12 protein-coding genes and 1 pseudogene are annotated in these 13,912 nt (G+C 73.7%); 12 read left to right on the forward strand and 1 reads right to left on the reverse strand.

The features are described from left to right. Positions 1-89 precede the first annotated feature (89 nt). The 8 genes and pseudogenes from SAVERM_RS31720 to SAVERM_RS31755 all read left to right on the forward strand — a co-directional run bounded on the left by SAVERM_RS31720 (position 90) and on the right by SAVERM_RS31755 (position 9,505). Positions 90-677: an ArsR/SmtB family transcription factor gene (locus SAVERM_RS31720; protein WP_010987562.1), complete on the forward strand. Its 588-nt coding sequence runs from the start codon at positions 90-92 to the stop codon at positions 675-677. A 32-nt stretch (positions 678-709) separates the two neighbouring features. After that, positions 710-2,041, forward strand: coding sequence for an MFS transporter (locus SAVERM_RS31725; protein WP_037646789.1), 1,332 nt, complete (start codon positions 710-712; stop codon positions 2,039-2,041). A 528-nt stretch (positions 2,042-2,569) separates the two neighbouring features. Continuing rightward, a complete protein-coding gene (locus SAVERM_RS31730) occupies positions 2,570-3,826 on the forward strand; it encodes a PucR family transcriptional regulator (protein ID WP_010987564.1) in 1,257 nt (418 codons plus the stop codon). A 476-nt stretch (positions 3,827-4,302) separates the two neighbouring features. Continuing rightward, positions 4,303-5,133 (forward strand): annotated as a pseudogene (locus tag SAVERM_RS31735) (ABC transporter ATP-binding protein); the annotation flags it as partial. Between the two features lie 257 nt (positions 5,134-5,390). Next, entirely contained in the window at positions 5,391-6,185 is a 795-nt protein-coding gene (locus SAVERM_RS31740) for an ABC transporter ATP-binding protein (protein WP_010987566.1), read from the forward strand. Continuing rightward, complete coding sequence (locus tag SAVERM_RS31745; RefSeq protein WP_010987567.1) at positions 6,182-7,072, forward strand: branched-chain amino acid ABC transporter permease; 891 nt, start codon at positions 6,182-6,184, stop codon at positions 7,070-7,072. The genes SAVERM_RS31740 and SAVERM_RS31745 overlap by 4 nt, the downstream gene beginning before the upstream one ends. Positions 7,073-7,082: 10 nt before the next feature. Continuing rightward, positions 7,083-8,246 carry a branched-chain amino acid ABC transporter permease gene (locus SAVERM_RS31750; RefSeq protein ID WP_042493802.1) on the forward strand — a complete coding sequence of 388 codons (1,164 nt, stop codon included), beginning with the start codon at positions 7,083-7,085 and terminating at the stop codon, positions 8,244-8,246. Continuing rightward, positions 8,243-9,505, forward strand: coding sequence for an ABC transporter substrate-binding protein (locus SAVERM_RS31755; protein ID WP_010987569.1), 1,263 nt, complete (start codon positions 8,243-8,245; stop codon positions 9,503-9,505). Before SAVERM_RS31750 ends, SAVERM_RS31755 begins: the two co-directional genes overlap by 4 nt. A gap of 671 nt (positions 9,506-10,176) precedes the next feature. On the opposite strand, the gene SAVERM_RS31760 is transcribed toward SAVERM_RS31755, so the two are convergent. Then, the gene (locus SAVERM_RS31760) at positions 10,177-10,812 is read right to left on the reverse strand and encodes a TIGR03085 family metal-binding protein (protein WP_010987570.1); all 636 of its coding nucleotides are present in this window, start codon (positions 10,810-10,812) and stop codon (positions 10,177-10,179) included. Between the two features lie 120 nt (positions 10,813-10,932). Here SAVERM_RS31760 and hisI point away from each other — a divergent pair, with 120 nt between their 5' ends. The 4 genes from hisI to SAVERM_RS31780 all read left to right on the forward strand — a co-directional run bounded on the left by hisI (position 10,933) and on the right by SAVERM_RS31780 (position 13,904). Further along, entirely contained in the window at positions 10,933-11,334 is a 402-nt protein-coding gene (hisI, locus tag SAVERM_RS31765; RefSeq protein ID WP_010987571.1) for a phosphoribosyl-AMP cyclohydrolase, read from the forward strand. An 11-nt stretch (positions 11,335-11,345) separates the two neighbouring features. After that, positions 11,346-12,827, forward strand: coding sequence for an anthranilate synthase component I (locus SAVERM_RS31770; protein WP_010987572.1), 1,482 nt, complete (start codon positions 11,346-11,348; stop codon positions 12,825-12,827). A 59-nt stretch (positions 12,828-12,886) separates the two neighbouring features. Continuing rightward, on the forward strand, positions 12,887-13,531 hold the full coding sequence (locus SAVERM_RS31775; protein ID WP_010987573.1) for a TIGR02234 family membrane protein: 645 nt from the start codon (positions 12,887-12,889) through the stop codon (positions 13,529-13,531). 133 nt (positions 13,532-13,664) lie between these two features. After that, positions 13,665-13,904: an HGxxPAAW family protein gene (locus SAVERM_RS31780; protein WP_010987574.1), complete on the forward strand. Its 240-nt coding sequence runs from the start codon at positions 13,665-13,667 to the stop codon at positions 13,902-13,904. Positions 13,905-13,912 lie beyond the last annotated feature (8 nt).

A 13,912-nucleotide genomic window follows, 5' to 3' on the forward strand; every position in this document is an offset into this window, starting at 1 on the left:
GGTGGCCGGGGCTTCTCCTTGAGCAGACGCGAAAGGAAAGTTGTGCAATTTTTGTTGCGCAACTTTTCTTTCGTATCTACGGTGGAGCCGTGACCGCCAAGGAGAACCGCCCCATCACCGACATCGGCACGCTCAAGGCGCTCGCCCATCCGCTGCGGATGAAGCTCTACCGGGCCCTGTGCGTGACCCGCACCGCGACCGCCTCGCAGCTCGCCGAGCAGGTCGACGAAGGCGTCTCGCTGGTCAGTTACCACCTGCGCAAGCTCGCCGACCACGGGCTGATCGAGGCGGCCCGGCCGCAGAGCGGGGACGGCCGCGAGCGCTGGTGGCAGCCCTCCTCACAGGGCGTGAGCATCAAGGACAAGGACTTCCGGGACGCACCCGAGAAGGCGGCCGCGCACGCGGCGGCCACCCGTCTCTTCCACGAGCAGCGCGCCGACCTGTACCGCCGCTATCTCGACGAGCGCCCCACCTGGGGCCCCGAGTGGAACTCCGCCGCGCCCGACCAGGAGTCCCTGCTGCGCCTGACCCCCGCCGAGCTGGCCGAGCTGGGCGCGGAGTTGCTCGCCCTCGCCAGGAAGTACGACGAGAAGGGCCGTGCCGCCGAGGCCGCCGGCGACACCGAAGGGCGCGAGAACGTCGCGCTGCATGTGTACGGCTTCCCGTTCCGCCCCTGATCCGCGTCGGCTTCGAGAGGGAACCGCTTCCCGTGACCGCCACACTCATACCGCCGGTCCACGCCGCCGCCCACAAGCCGGCCCACCGCGACTCCAACGTCCTTCGCTGGCTCGGCGCCTACACCGCGTCGATGGTGGGCGACAACGTCTACTACCTCGCGCTGTCCTGGGCCGCGGTCCAGGCCGGTACGCCCTCGCAGGCCGGCCTCGTGATGGCCGTCAGCGCCGTGCCGCGGGCCCTGCTCATGCTGGGCGGGGGAGTGGTGGCCGACCGGTTCGGGCCGCGCAGGGTCGTCATCGGCAGCGACGCGGTGCGCTGCGCTGCCGTCCTCGCGGTGGCCGCGCTGCTGTTCGCGGCGAGCCCCGGGCTGTGGCCGCTCGCCCTGCTCGCCGTTCTCTTCGGCACCGTGGACGCCGTGTTCATGCCCGCCGTGGGCGCCCTTCCGGCCCGCGTCACCGGCCGCGACCAGCTCGCCCGCGTCCAGGGCATGCGCGGCCTCGCGATCCGCTTCGCCAACGTGGTGGGCGCGCCGCTCGGCGGCCTGGGCGTGGCGCTCGGCGGAGCGGCGGCCGCGTTCGGACTGGCCGGACTCCTGATCGCCGTCTCGGTGCCGTTGCTGATCTCCGTACGGATGCGGGACCTGCCGGCGGACGGGGAGGGGGGCGGGGAAGCGGACCGGGAGGCGGGCGGGAAGGCGGACCAGGAGGCGGGGCCCCACCGCATGGGGGCCGCGCAGGACACCGTCCCCCGCACCACCCCCTGGCAGGACCTCCGCGACGGTCTGCGCTACATCCGTGGCCACCGTGTGCTCGCCCCGCTCCTGGTCGCCATCGCCCTCGGCGACCTCGGCTTCGTCGGACCGCTCAACGTCGGGCTGACCCTGCTCGCCGAGCAGCGGGGCTGGGGCGCCTCCGGTATGGGCTGGGTGCTCTCCGGATTCGGGACCGGGGCCGGGGTGGCCGCCCTGCTGCTGACCGTACGGGGTCGGCTGCCGCACGCCGGACGTGTCGTCGCGGCGGCGATCCTGCCGGGCTCCGTCGCGATCGGCGCGCTCGCGTACGCACCGAGTCTCGTCGTCGCCGTCGGCACGGCTCTGCTGGTCGGGCTGCTCGCCGGGCTCAGCGGCGCCCTGTGCGGCGCGCTGCTCCAGACCCAGGCCGACCCCGCGTACCTGGGCCGGGTCAGCTCCGTGGCCGGCATCGTCAGCCTCGGCTTCGCCCCGCTCAGCATGCCGCTGAGCGCGGCCGCCATCGGCTGGTGGGGCACCGGCCCCGTCTTCGTCACCAGCGCCGCGGTCTGCGGCCTCGGCGGCGTCGTCGTGCTGTGCTCCGGCCCACTGCGCCGCGCCCAGCTGCCTCGCTGAGCGCGCCGGGGGGACCGGGGGGGGGCGAGGCGGGGAGGCGCGAGCCGGGGGGGTGAGCCGCGGGGGTGTGAGCGGGGGGTGCGAGCCGCCCTCGGCTCGCAGCGCGCCTGTCGGCGGGCGGGGAAGGCGCGGGCTGCCGGGACCGGGTGATTTTGCGTTCCGATACGGGCGCTGCTCGCGACGCCGCTGGCCGCATCGCCGCTCGCCGCTCGCCGCGGATGGTCTCTCACCGCACCGGTCGTGGGCGCGCAGACCGCCGACCACCCCTGCGCGCGGACCGGCCGCCCCGGTCGGGCCTCGAGGCGCCGACCGGACCGTACGCGGCGTCGCCAGTCGGCCTGGACCGCGTGGGGAGCGCGTATCGCGAGGTGCCGGGCGTCGCGAGGCAGCGGGGAATTTGTCGACGAACTCTAGGGACCGACCGGACGGTATGCCATCCTTCGGGACCAAGGACTGCTCCGGAGCCGCCCGGCGGGGGACGAACGCCGTGCTGGGCACCGGTGCGAACCGAACCGGTGGAGGACCGCGATGCCGAACGCCGTACGAGCCCGTGTCCGGGCGGTGCCCGGGCTGCCGCCCGCCTCGCCGCCCGTCCGTTCCCTCGTCGACGCGGAGGCCGTCGCCGTGCTGCGCCGCGCGGCCGCCGTCCTGATGGACGACCTCCCCGAAATCACCGAACGGCTGCTCGCCGTGCTCCAGGAGCAGGAGCCGGCCTACCGGGCGGCCTTCGAAACGGACCCCTCGGGGCTGTGGCAGGAGGTGCACCGCTCCCTGCGGCACAACGTCGGCTCCCTGCTGCGCCCCAGGGAGTGCAGGGACGCCGCCCGGCGCTGCTCATGGCGGATCGGCGCCGAACGGGCGGAACAGGGGATGCCGTTGGACGCGCTGCTGCACGCCTTTCGGCTCGGCGGCGCCCTGGTGTGGCGGAGGCTCGTCGAGGAGGCCGCACGGCGCGACCCCGACGACGTACGCCTGCTGGTGCATGTGGCGTCGGACGTGTGGAACTTCGTCGACGAGCACTGCACCCTGGTCGCCGACGCCTACCGGCATGTGGAACGGCAGCTCGCCTGGCGGCGCGAGAACCGGTTGCGGCTGATGACCACCGCCCTCCTCGACGGCACGACCCGCATAGCCGACCTGCCGGACGTGGCCACCGCGCTGGACCTTCCCGAGCAGGGCAGGTACGCGGTGGTGAGCGTGGCCGTCGCCCACCCGGCCGGCCACGTGGGCACACAACTGCTGTCCGTGCCACCCGGTATGCGGGCGCTCTGGCACACCGGCACGGACGTCGAGCACGGCATCGTCCACCTCGGCGAGCGCGAGCCGAAGGATCTGGTCGACCGCGTGACCGTACCGATCGGGGCCCGGGTCGGTATCAGCCGCGCGGTCGACGGTCTCGCGGCGGTCGGTGACGCACGCCGGCTCGCCGAGACCGCTCTGCGCGCCTGCCCGGAGAGCGGCGGCACCGTCCTGCTCGACGAGCATCTGCCCGCGGCCCTGCTGGTGTCCGCGCCGGCCCTGGGCACGGCGCTCGTCAACCGGGTCCTGGGACCGCTGCTCAGCCTCGACCCGAGCGACCGGGACCTGCTCCTGGACACCGTCAGCGCCTGGCTCGACAACGACGGGTCCGCCCAGCGCGCGGCGAGCCGGCTGTACTGCCACCGCAACACGGTCCTCAACCGGCTGCGCCGTTTCGAACAGCTCACCGGCCGCTGTCTCACCCGGCCCGCGGACGTCGTCGACACCTCGCTCGCGCTGACCGCCCGGCGGCTCCTCGGGGACTGACCCCGTCCCTCCCTTGGAGCGGCTCCTCGGGGACTGACCCCGTCCCTCCCTTGGAGCGGCTCCTCGCGGACTGACCCCGTCCCTCCCTTGGAGCGGTTCCTCGGTGGCCGACCCTGCCTCTTGGAGCGGCTCCTCGGGGGGCTGACCGCGCCCTTTGGGACAGCGCACAGTCCGTGGACGGCGGGCCACGACATGCGCACACGTCCCGCACGCGTCCCGTGGGCATCCCCGCCGGGCTTCCGCCGGGCTTCCTCCCGCGCCTGCTCGGTTCGCCGCCGCCGCGCCGGGCGGACGGCCCCGGCAGCGGGCCGGGCTCCGCGCGGGACGCGGCACGCTGGGCAGCGGCACAACTCTCCGCCCCCGACGCTGGGAGCCGGTCCCGAGACGCGGCCGGGCGCTGTACGCGACCGTGGGCGCATGCTCTCGTAGGGCCACTTCCCCCGTATGTCCGCGTCGTGCGGAACCGAGGAGTTGTGATGCCCTCTTTGTCATCGGACGGCGCCCGGCAGGACATACCCCTGCCGGGCGGACCGCCCCCGAAGGACCCGCCCCCGAACGGGCCGTCGGTGCTGCACGTGCGCGACCTCGACGTGGCCTACGGGCGCGCCCTGACCGCGTTGCGAGGTGTCTGCCTGGAGGTGCCCGCGGGCGGGGCCGTGGCCCTGCTCGGCGCCAACGGCGCGGGCAAGAGCACCTTGCTGCGCTCCCTCTCCGGCACCCTGCGCCTGCATCGCGGAGCGATCACCGCGGGCAGCGTCCACTACGGCGACGTGCGCCTGACCGGACAGGACCCGGTGGCCGCGGTGCGCGCCGGTGTCGTACAGGTCCCCGAAGGCCGCCGGGTGTTCGCCGGACTCACCGTGGACGAGAACCTGCGGGCCGGCGGACTGGGCCTCGGCCGCCGTGCCCCGGCGGTCGTCAAAGCCGCCCGCGAACAGGTCTTCGGACTGTTCCCCCGGCTCGCGGAACGCCGCGCGCAGCGCGCCGGACTGCTGTCGGGCGGCGAGCAGCAGATGCTCGCCATCGGGCGGGCCCTGATGGCCGCACCCCGGCTGCTGCTCCTCGACGAACCGTCACTCGGCCTGGCCCCGCTGATGGTCGAGCGCATCGCCGAGGTGATCCGGGAGATCAACGAGCAGGGCACCTCGATCCTGCTCGTGGAACAGAACGCCGCGATGGCACTGGCACTGTCCGACCACGCGTACGTCCTCGAAGTCGGCGAGGTGCGGCTCGCCGGCCCGGCCGCCGAACTGGCCAGGACCGACGCGGTACGGCGCCTGTACCTGGGGGAGGAGGCCGGACCCGAGGCGATGGGGCCCGGCGAGGCCACCGCGGCTCCGGACACTCCGGGCCCGCACCCCGCGCCGCCCGGCCCGCCCCCTGGTCCGGAGGCCGGTACGGACGGTGCGGTCGGTTCGTCTCCTGGTCCGGAGGCCGGTACGGACGGTGCCGCCGGGCCGCCCCCCGATCCCGACACCGGCACGGAAGGCGCCGCCGGCCCGCCCGGCGGGCAGCGCACCACGACCGAGGGCCAGCGCACCACGGCCGAAGGGCAGGGCGTCGCATGAGCGTGTCACCCCCGCCCCTGCGGGTCGACGACGTCACGGTCAAATTCGCCGGACTCACCGCGCTGGACTCCATCGGCTTCACCGTGGCGCCCGGCAGCGTCCACGCGCTGATCGGGCCCAACGGAGCGGGCAAGTCCACCTGCTTCAACGTCGTGTCCGGGCTGTGCCGGCCCACGCACGGCAGCGTCAGCCTCGGCGACACGGAACTCACCCGGCTGCCCCCGCACCGGATCGCCCTGCTCGGCATCGCCCGTACCTTCCAGAACATCGTCACCACGGCGGGCACCGTGGGCGACAACCTGATGCTCGGCCGGCACGCCCTGTCCCGCGCGGGGTTCACCGCGACCGCCCTGCGACTGCCGGGCACCGTGCGCGAGCAGCGCAGCCACCGGGCCCGCGCCCGCGAGATCGCCGAACTCACCGGCCTCGGCACGCTGTTCGACACGCCGGTCGCCCTGCTGTCGTACGGCGACCGCAAGCGCGTCGAACTCGCCCGCGCCCTGTGCCTGGAGCCGCGGGTGCTGCTGCTCGACGAACCGGTGGCCGGCATGAACTCCGGCGAACGCGCCCGCACCGTCGAGGTCGTGCGCACGGTCCGCGCGGAACTGGGCCTGTCCGTGCTGCTGGTGGAGCACGACATGGGCCTCGTCATGCGGCTGGCCGACGAGGTCACCGTCCTCGACTTCGGCCGCCGTATCGCCGCGGGCACCCCGGACCAGGTCCGCCAGGACCCCGAGGTCCGCCGCGCCTACCTCGGCACCCCGACCACTCCCCAGGAGCACATCGCATGAGCACCGCCCTGGACACCGTACTGAACGGGCTCGCCCTCGGTTCGGTCTACGCCCTGGTCGCCCTCGGCTTCGTCATCATCTTCAAGGCCTCGGCAGTGATGAACTTCGCGCACGGCTCCCTGCTGCTCCTCGGCGGCTATCTGACCGCGGTGCTGCACGACCGGCTCGGCTTCGCGGGCGCCCTCGCCCTCGCGGTCCTCGCCACCGCGGCCGCCGCCGGGCTGATCGACTGGCTGCTGCTGCGCCGCCTCGACCCGCACGCCGCGCACGTACTGACCATCCTCACCATCGGCGTCGACATCCTGCTGATGACGGACCTCACCCGCCGCATCGGCGGGGACCTCCTCACCCTGGGCGACCCCTGGGGCTCCGACGTGACCGAGCTCGGCCCGATCACCGTCGCCGACAGCCGGATCGCCTCGATCCTGGTGTCACTGGTCGTCATCGCCGCCGTCTTCGCCGTCTTCCGGTTCACTTCGTGGGGCCTGTCCCTGCGAGCCGCCGCCGAGGACCACGAGGCCGCCGCGCTGATGGGCATCAGGCTCGCCCGGATCCGGACCCTCGCCTGGTGCCTGGCCGGCGCGCTCGCCGCGCTCGCCGCCGTCTTCCTGGCCGCCTTCCCGGCCCCCGGCCTGGAGCGCACCACCGGACAGATCGCGCTGAAGGCCTTCCCCGCCGCGATCCTCGGCGGCATGGCCTCGCCGCCGGGCGCGCTCGCCGGAAGCCTGCTGATCGGCGTCACCGAGGCGCTGGCGGCCGGCTACCAGTCCGAACTCTCCGCGCTCGGCGAGGGCTTCGGCGACGTGGTGCCGTACGCCGTGATGGTGCTGGTGCTCCTCGTCCGGCCCGCCGGTCTCTTCGGGACGAGGGAGGCGGCCCGTGTCTAGGCGCCTCGTCATGGCGGGCGCTGCCGTCCTCCTGTGCGTACTGCCCTTCTATCTGGGCGCGTTCTGGCTCCAGGTCGGACTGTTCTCGATGGCCGCCGCGCTCGGAGCCGTCGGACTCACCCTCCTCACCGGCACCGCCGGCCAGCTCTCCCTCGGCCACGCGTTCTTCCTCGCGGTCGGCGCCTACGGATACGTGTGGCTGGCGGGCGACCCCGGGCCGGGGCTGCCGCCGCTGCTCGCCCTGGTGCTGGCGGTCTGTCTGAGCGGTCTGGTGGGCGGCCTGTTCAGTCCGGTCGCCGGCCGGGTGCGCGGCGTCTACCTCGGGGTGGCGACGCTCGCCCTGGTCTTCCTCGGCCACCACGTGATGCTCAACGCCGACTCCATCACCGGCGGCTTCAACGGGCGGTCCGTGCCGCCCATGTCCCTCGGCGGCTTCACCTTCACCGCGAGCGATCCCCAACTGACCGTGCTGGGCGTCCCGTTCGGCGCCGAGGAGCGCCTGTGGTACCTGGCGCTGATCCTGCTCGCGGTGGGCTGGTTCGCCGCCCGCAACCTGCTGAACGGCCGCCCGGGACTGGCCCTGACCGCGCTGCGCGACAGCGAGACCGCGGCGGCCGTGATGGGCGTCCCGGTCGCCCGCCGGCGCTCGGCCGCCTTCGTGGTCTCCTCCATGTACGCGGGCCTGGCCGGGGTCCTGCTCGCGCTCGTCTTCCGCCGGATCGTGCCGGACTACTTCGGCCTCGCACTGTCCATCGACTACCTCGCGATGATCGTCATCGGCGGCCTCGGCTCGGTGGCGGGCGCCGCCGCGGGCGCCGTCTTCGTCACCGCGCTGCCGTTGCTCATGGCCCGCTACGCCGACCAGTTGCCGCTGGTCGCCGCGCCCGGCGCCGCGGGCCACGCGGTGGGCCCCACCGAGGCCTCCCGCTATCTGTACGGCGCCGCCATCGTCCTCGTCCTGCTCTTCGCCCCCGACGGGCTGAGCGGCGTCGCCCGGCGCGCCGGCGCCGCGGTCCGCCGACGCCGGACCGCGCCCCCGCGCACGGCGTCCGCCGATGTCGCATCACCGGCCTCCGCATCACCGGCCTCCGAATCACCGGCCTCCGCATCCCCGGCCGCCTCCACCCCGGCCGCGTCCGCATCAGATCAACGACCCAAGGAGCGCACCTCGTGAACACGACGGGACGCACAGCACTCGCCACGACCCTTGCCGCCTTTCTGCTGGCCGGCGTCGGATGCAGCACCAAAGCCGGTGACTCCGGCGGCGACACCGCCGCGGACGGCGTGAAGACCGGCCCCGGCGTCACCGCCGACAAGATCGGGCTGGGCGCGCTCACGGATCTGAGCGGCCCCTACGCCACCCTCGGCAAGAGCATCGTCCAGGCCCAGCAGATGTGGGCCGACGAGACCAACAAGAAGGGCGGGATCTGCGGGCGCAAGGTCGAGATCGTCGTCAAGGACCACGGCTACGACGTCCAGAAGGCCGTGGCCGCCTACACCGAGATCTCCCCGGACGTCCTGGCGCTGCCCCAGGTCATCGGCTCGCCCGTGGTCTCCGCCCTGCTCGACGACGTGGAGAAGGACCACCTCCTCACCTTCCCGCAGGCCTGGGCCGCCTCCCTGCTCGGCAAGGACGCCGTGCAGGTGCTCGGCACCACGTACGACATCGACATGGTGCGCGCCGTCGACTTCCTCACCCGCAAGCAGGGCGTGAAGAAGGGCGACAAGATCGGCCACGTGTACTTCGAGGGCGACTACGGCAGCAACGCGCTGGAAGGCTCCTCGTGGGCGGCGAAGAAGGCGGGCCTCACGGTCGTCGGACAGAAGATCAAGGCCACCGACACCGATCTGTCGGCGCAGGTCACCGCCCTGCGCAAGGCCGGGGTCAAGGCGATCCTGATCAGCGCGGGCCCCAGCCAGACCGCTTCCCTGGTGGGTGTCGCGGCTTCACGCGGGCTGAAGGTCCCGGTCGTCACCAGCGCCCCCGGCTACGCGCCGCAGCTCCTCAAGACACCGGCGGCGCCCGCACTGCTCGCCATGCTGCACGTCGTCAGCTCCGCCCCGCCGGTCAGTTCCGACCTTCCGGCCGTCAAGAGGATGGTCACCTCGTACCAGAAGAAGTACCCCGGTGAGCTCGTGGACGCGGGCACCTTGTCGGGCTACAACGCGGCCGAACTCATGGGCCGCGACCTGAAGGCCGCCTGCAAGGCCAAGGACCTCACCCGGGAGGGCCTGGTGAAGGCGCACCGCTCGCAGAAGGCGGTGGACAACGGCCTCGGCACCCCGCAGGACTTCTCCGACGCCTCGCGCCCGGCGGCCATGGCCGCCTACGTGACCAAGCCGGACAAGAAGGCCACGGGCGGCACCGTGCTGGTCGAGGACGCCCGCGCACTGCCCGCGGAACAGAAGTTCCTGGACTCCCGCAAGAAGTGACACCGGGACACGGCGCCCCGGCACGTGTCGCACCGCCCGGCGGGCCGACCGCCGGGCCGCGGCCCTCCGGCTGGAGGGCCGCGGCGTCAGGAGTGTCGGTCCGCCCCCGCGCTGTGATTCCCGGGGCAACCCCCGGGTCTCCGGCCGGGAGACCGTCGCGTCCCGGAGCGGTCGGTCCGCCCCCGCGCTGTGATTCCCGGGGCAACCCCCGGGTCTCCGGCCGGGAGACCGTCGCGTCCCGGAGCGGTCGGTCCGCCCCCGCGCTGTGATTCCCGGGGGCGGATCGACGTGTCCGACGCCTGCGGCCCCGCCACCGCCCGGCCCCCCGGGGCCGCCCACCGAGCGCTCGGCGGATGCAGCGGTGTGGTGAGCCGCTCCGCGGACCCCGGCGGCCCGGCGAGCCGTTCGGCGGAACCCGGTGGCCCGGTGAGCTGCTTTGCAGACCCCGGTGGCCCGGCGAGCTGCTCGGCGGATCCCGTCGACGCGGACCCGCCCCCGCAGACTCCGGCGGCCCGGCGAGCTGCTTTGCAGACTCCGGTGGCCCGGCGAGCCGCTCAGCGGACCCCATCGACGTGGTGACCGGCCCCGCGGACCCCGACGCCCCGGTGAGCCGCCCCGCAGACCCCGGTGGCCCGGTGAGCGGCGGGAGCCGCCCCGCGGACCCCGGTGCCTCAGAGGCCGAGTTGCTTCGTCTCGTGCAGTCTCGCGATCGCTTCCTTGTCCCCGTCCAGCTCGACGGCCGCCACGTTCTGCCGCCCGCACGCGAAGATCAGCAGCTCCGAGGGCTCGCCGGTCACCGTCACCACCGGTGTGCCCTTGTGCGCGACCACCGTCTGCCCGTCCGGCCGGCGCAGCACGAGGCCGGTCGGCGCGCCGCGGCCCACCAGACGGGCCGTGCGCTCCAGGCGGGACCACAGGGTGTCCTGGAAGACCGGGTCCAGCGCGCGTGGCGTCCAGTCCGGCCGCGCCCGGCGTACGTCCTCGGTGTGGACGTAGAACTCGACCGTGTTCGACGCCTCGTCGATCTGCTTCAGGGCGAACGGGGAGAAGCGCGGCGGGCCGGTACGGATCAGCTGGATGAGCTCCTCGTACGGCTTCGCGGCGAACTCCGCCATCACCCGCTCGAGCCGGGGCGCGAGCTGCTTGATCAGCAGCCCGCCGGCCGCATCGGCCCGGCGCTCGCGCACCACCACGTGCGCGGCGAGATCCCGTGTGTTCCAGCCCTCGCACAGGGTGGGGGCGTCCGGTCCCTCCGCCTCCAACAGATCGGCGAGGAGAAGTCGTTCACGCTTCGCATGGGTCGACATGAGGCCAGCCTACGACCGCCCGGCCGGTCGGCCCAGTGGACACCCGGGAGGAACCCGCCGCGCGGTCCGCCCACTGGACGTCCGCCGGGGATGTCCGACCGGCGCGGCACAATGGTCGGCATGACCAGCACGCCCCAGCCCAGCAGGCCCAGCAGCCTGGACGCCGAGATCGCCGCGCGCCTCAAGCGCAGCGCCGACGGGCTCGTCCCCGCCATCGCCCAGCAGTACGACACCGGTGAGGTGCTGATGCTCGGCTGGATGGATGACGAGGCGCTGCACCGCACGCTCACCACGGGCCGCTGCACCTACTGGTCGCGCAGCCGCGGGGAGTACTGGGTGAAGGGCGACACCTCCGGCCACGTCCAGTACGTGAAGTCCGTAGCCCTCGACTGCGACGCCGACACCGTGCTCGTCAAGGTCGACCAGGTGGGCGCCGCCTGCCACACGGGCGCGCACACGTGCTTCGACGCCGACGTGCTGCTCAAGGACGGCGATTCCGGCGTACCCGCAGCGGATCAGTAAGGTCAGCCGCCATGGACCTCGAGACGTTCCGCAAGCTGGCCACCGACCGCCGTGTCATTCCCGTCAGCCGCAAACTCCTCGCCGACGGCGACACCCCGGTCGGGCTCTACCGCAAGCTCGCCGCCGAGCGCCCCGGCACCTTCCTCCTGGAGTCCGCGGAGAACGGCCGCTCGGCGTTCAAATGGTCCCGCTACTCCTTCGTGGGCGTCCGCTCCGCCGCCACCCTCACCGAGCGTGACGGGCAGGCGCACTGGCTCGGCACCCCGCCCGTGGGCGTCCCCACGGACGGCGACCCGCTCGCCGCCCTGCGCGCCACCATCGAGGCGCTGCACACGCCCCACGAGGAGGGCCTGCCGCCCTTCACCGGCGGCATGGTCGGCTATCTCGGCTACGACATCGTGCGCCGCCTGGAGAAGATCGGCCCCGGCGAGCGCGACGATCTGAAACTTCCCGAGCTGACCATGCTCCTCACCAGCGATCTGGCCGTCATGGACCACTGGGAGGGCTCCGTCCTGCTGATCGCCAACGCGATCAACCACAACGACCTCGACACGGGCGTCGACGAGGCCTACGCGGACGCGGTCGCCCGCCTCGACGCCATGGAGGCGGACCTGTCGCGCGCGGTCGCGCAGCCCCCCGCCGCCCTCCCGCCCTCCGAACTCCCGGAGTACACCGCCCTCTGGGGCGGCCCCGACTTCCAGGACGCCGTCGAGGACATCAAGGAGCGCATCCGGGCGGGCGAGGCGTTCCAGGTCGTCCCCTCCCAGCGCTTCGAAACGCCGTGCACGGCAAGCGCGTTGGACGTCTACCGGGTACTGCGGGCGACCAACCCCTCACCGTACATGTACCTCTTCCGCTTCGAGGGCTTCGACGTGGTCGGCTCGTCCCCCGAGGCCCTCGTCAAGGTCGAGGACGGGCAGGCGATGGTCCACCCCATCGCGGGCACCCGGCCGCGCGGCGCGACCCCGCAGGAGGACCAGGCCCTCGCGGACGAGCTGCTGGCCGACCCCAAGGAGCGCGCCGAGCACCTGATGCTCGTCGACCTGGGGCGCAACGATCTGGGGCGGGTCTGCGAGCCCGGTTCCGTCGAGGTCGTCGACTTCATGACCATCGAGCGCTACTCGCACGTGATGCACATCGTGTCGACCGTGACCGGGCGGGTCGCGCGGGGGCGTACGGCCTTCGACGTGCTGACGGCCTGCTTCCCGGCCGGCACCCTCTCCGGCGCGCCCAAGCCCCGCGCCCTGCAGATCATCGACGAACTGGAGCCGTCCCGGCGGGGGCTGTACGGCGGCTGCGTCGGCTACCTCGACTTCGCGGGCGACTCCGACACCGCCATCGCCATCCGCACGGCGCTGCTGCGCGACGGCACGGCGTACGTGCAGGCGGGCGCCGGCATCGTCGCGGACTCGGACCCGGTCGCCGAGGACGACGAGTGCCGCAACAAGGCGGCGGCGGTCCTGCGCGCGGTCCACACGGCGAACCGGCTGTAGCCCGTCCACCGTGGCCGCGGTGAACCCCGGGTGACGGTTCGCCCGGGGTTCAGGCGATAGTGGAGTACGTGACTGCCGTACCAACCCCCCGATCCGAAGCCGCGGGACCCGCCCGGTCCGGCCGCCGGAGCCTTGCCGTGGCCCTGCTGTGCGGTGCGCTCGGCGCCGCCGTGGCGCTGCTGTCCTCCCGGCAGGGCTGGGCGGCGGGGACCGTGGCGGTGGCCGGCGGCGACTTCCCGCTGACCGCCAAGGGCAGCGACGTCACGGGCGTGCCCGCGGCCCTCGCCATAGTGGGCCTCGCCGCGCTCGTCGCCGTCTTCGCCGTCCGCAGCGCCGGGCGCCTGCTGGTCGCCGCGCTGCTCGCGCTGTCCGGCGCGGGCACGATCGCCGCCGCGCTCCTCGGCGTCTCGGACAGCGCGGCCCTCGACGAGAAGGCGGCCCAGGCGTCCGGCGACACCTCCGCGACCGCCGAGGCACTGACCCACACCGCCTGGCCGTACGTCGCCGTCGCAGGCGGCGCCCTGCTCCTCCTCGCCGGGCTGCTCGCCCTGCGCTACGGACGGCTGTGGCCCGCGATGTCCGGCCGGTACGAGCGCGACGGCACGCCCCGGCCGCGCCAGGCCCGGGTGGACCCCGACCGGCCCGAGGACCTGTGGAAGGCGCTGGACCGCGGCGAGGACCCGACGGGCCCGGACCCGGCGTAGGCCCGACCAGGCACGTCGTCGCCCTGGGTGTCCGACTCGCGGGACGGACCCCGCGCTCAGGGCATCCGCCCGGGTACGGGACAATGGGCGACGAGCGTCCGACTCACACACGCATAGCAACGAGGAGCAAGTCATGGCGGGCAGCAGCCACGGTCACACCCCGGCCGCCTGGACCGGTGTCATCATCGCCTTCATCGGTTTCTGTGTATCGGGTGCCTTCATGGTGTTGGCCAACCCGCTGGGCTTCTGGGCCGGCATGGTCATCGTCGTCCTCGGCGGTGTCGTCGGCGGCATCATGCGCGCGATGGGCCTCGGCCAGCAGAAGACCACGCACCCGGTGCACCACGTCGCGAGCGCCGGCGCGGAGAGCTGAGCCCGCAA

Origin of the sequence: Streptomyces avermitilis MA-4680 = NBRC 14893, from assembly GCF_000009765.2 — a bacterium.
GTDB classification, from domain to species: domain Bacteria; phylum Actinomycetota; class Actinomycetes; order Streptomycetales; family Streptomycetaceae; genus Streptomyces; species Streptomyces avermitilis.

Coding starts and splice junctions, on each gene's coding strand:
- SAVERM_RS31730 (WP_010987564.1), top strand. CDS start 2,570: ATGCCGAACGCCGTACGAGCCCGTGTCCGGGCGGTGCCCGGGCTGCCG.
- SAVERM_RS31740 (WP_010987566.1), top strand. CDS start 5,391: ATGAGCGTGTCACCCCCGCCCCTGCGGGTCGACGACGTCACGGTCAAA.
- SAVERM_RS31745 (WP_010987567.1), top strand. CDS start 6,182: ATGAGCACCGCCCTGGACACCGTACTGAACGGGCTCGCCCTCGGTTCG.
- SAVERM_RS31750 (WP_042493802.1), top strand. CDS start 7,083: ATGGCGGGCGCTGCCGTCCTCCTGTGCGTACTGCCCTTCTATCTGGGC.
- SAVERM_RS31760 (WP_010987570.1), bottom strand. CDS start 10,812: ATGTCGACCCATGCGAAGCGTGAACGACTTCTCCTCGCCGATCTGTTG.
- hisI (WP_010987571.1), top strand. CDS start 10,933: ATGACCAGCACGCCCCAGCCCAGCAGGCCCAGCAGCCTGGACGCCGAG.
- SAVERM_RS31770 (WP_010987572.1), top strand. CDS start 11,346: ATGGACCTCGAGACGTTCCGCAAGCTGGCCACCGACCGCCGTGTCATT.
- SAVERM_RS31780 (WP_010987574.1), top strand. CDS start 13,665: ATGGCGGGCAGCAGCCACGGTCACACCCCGGCCGCCTGGACCGGTGTC.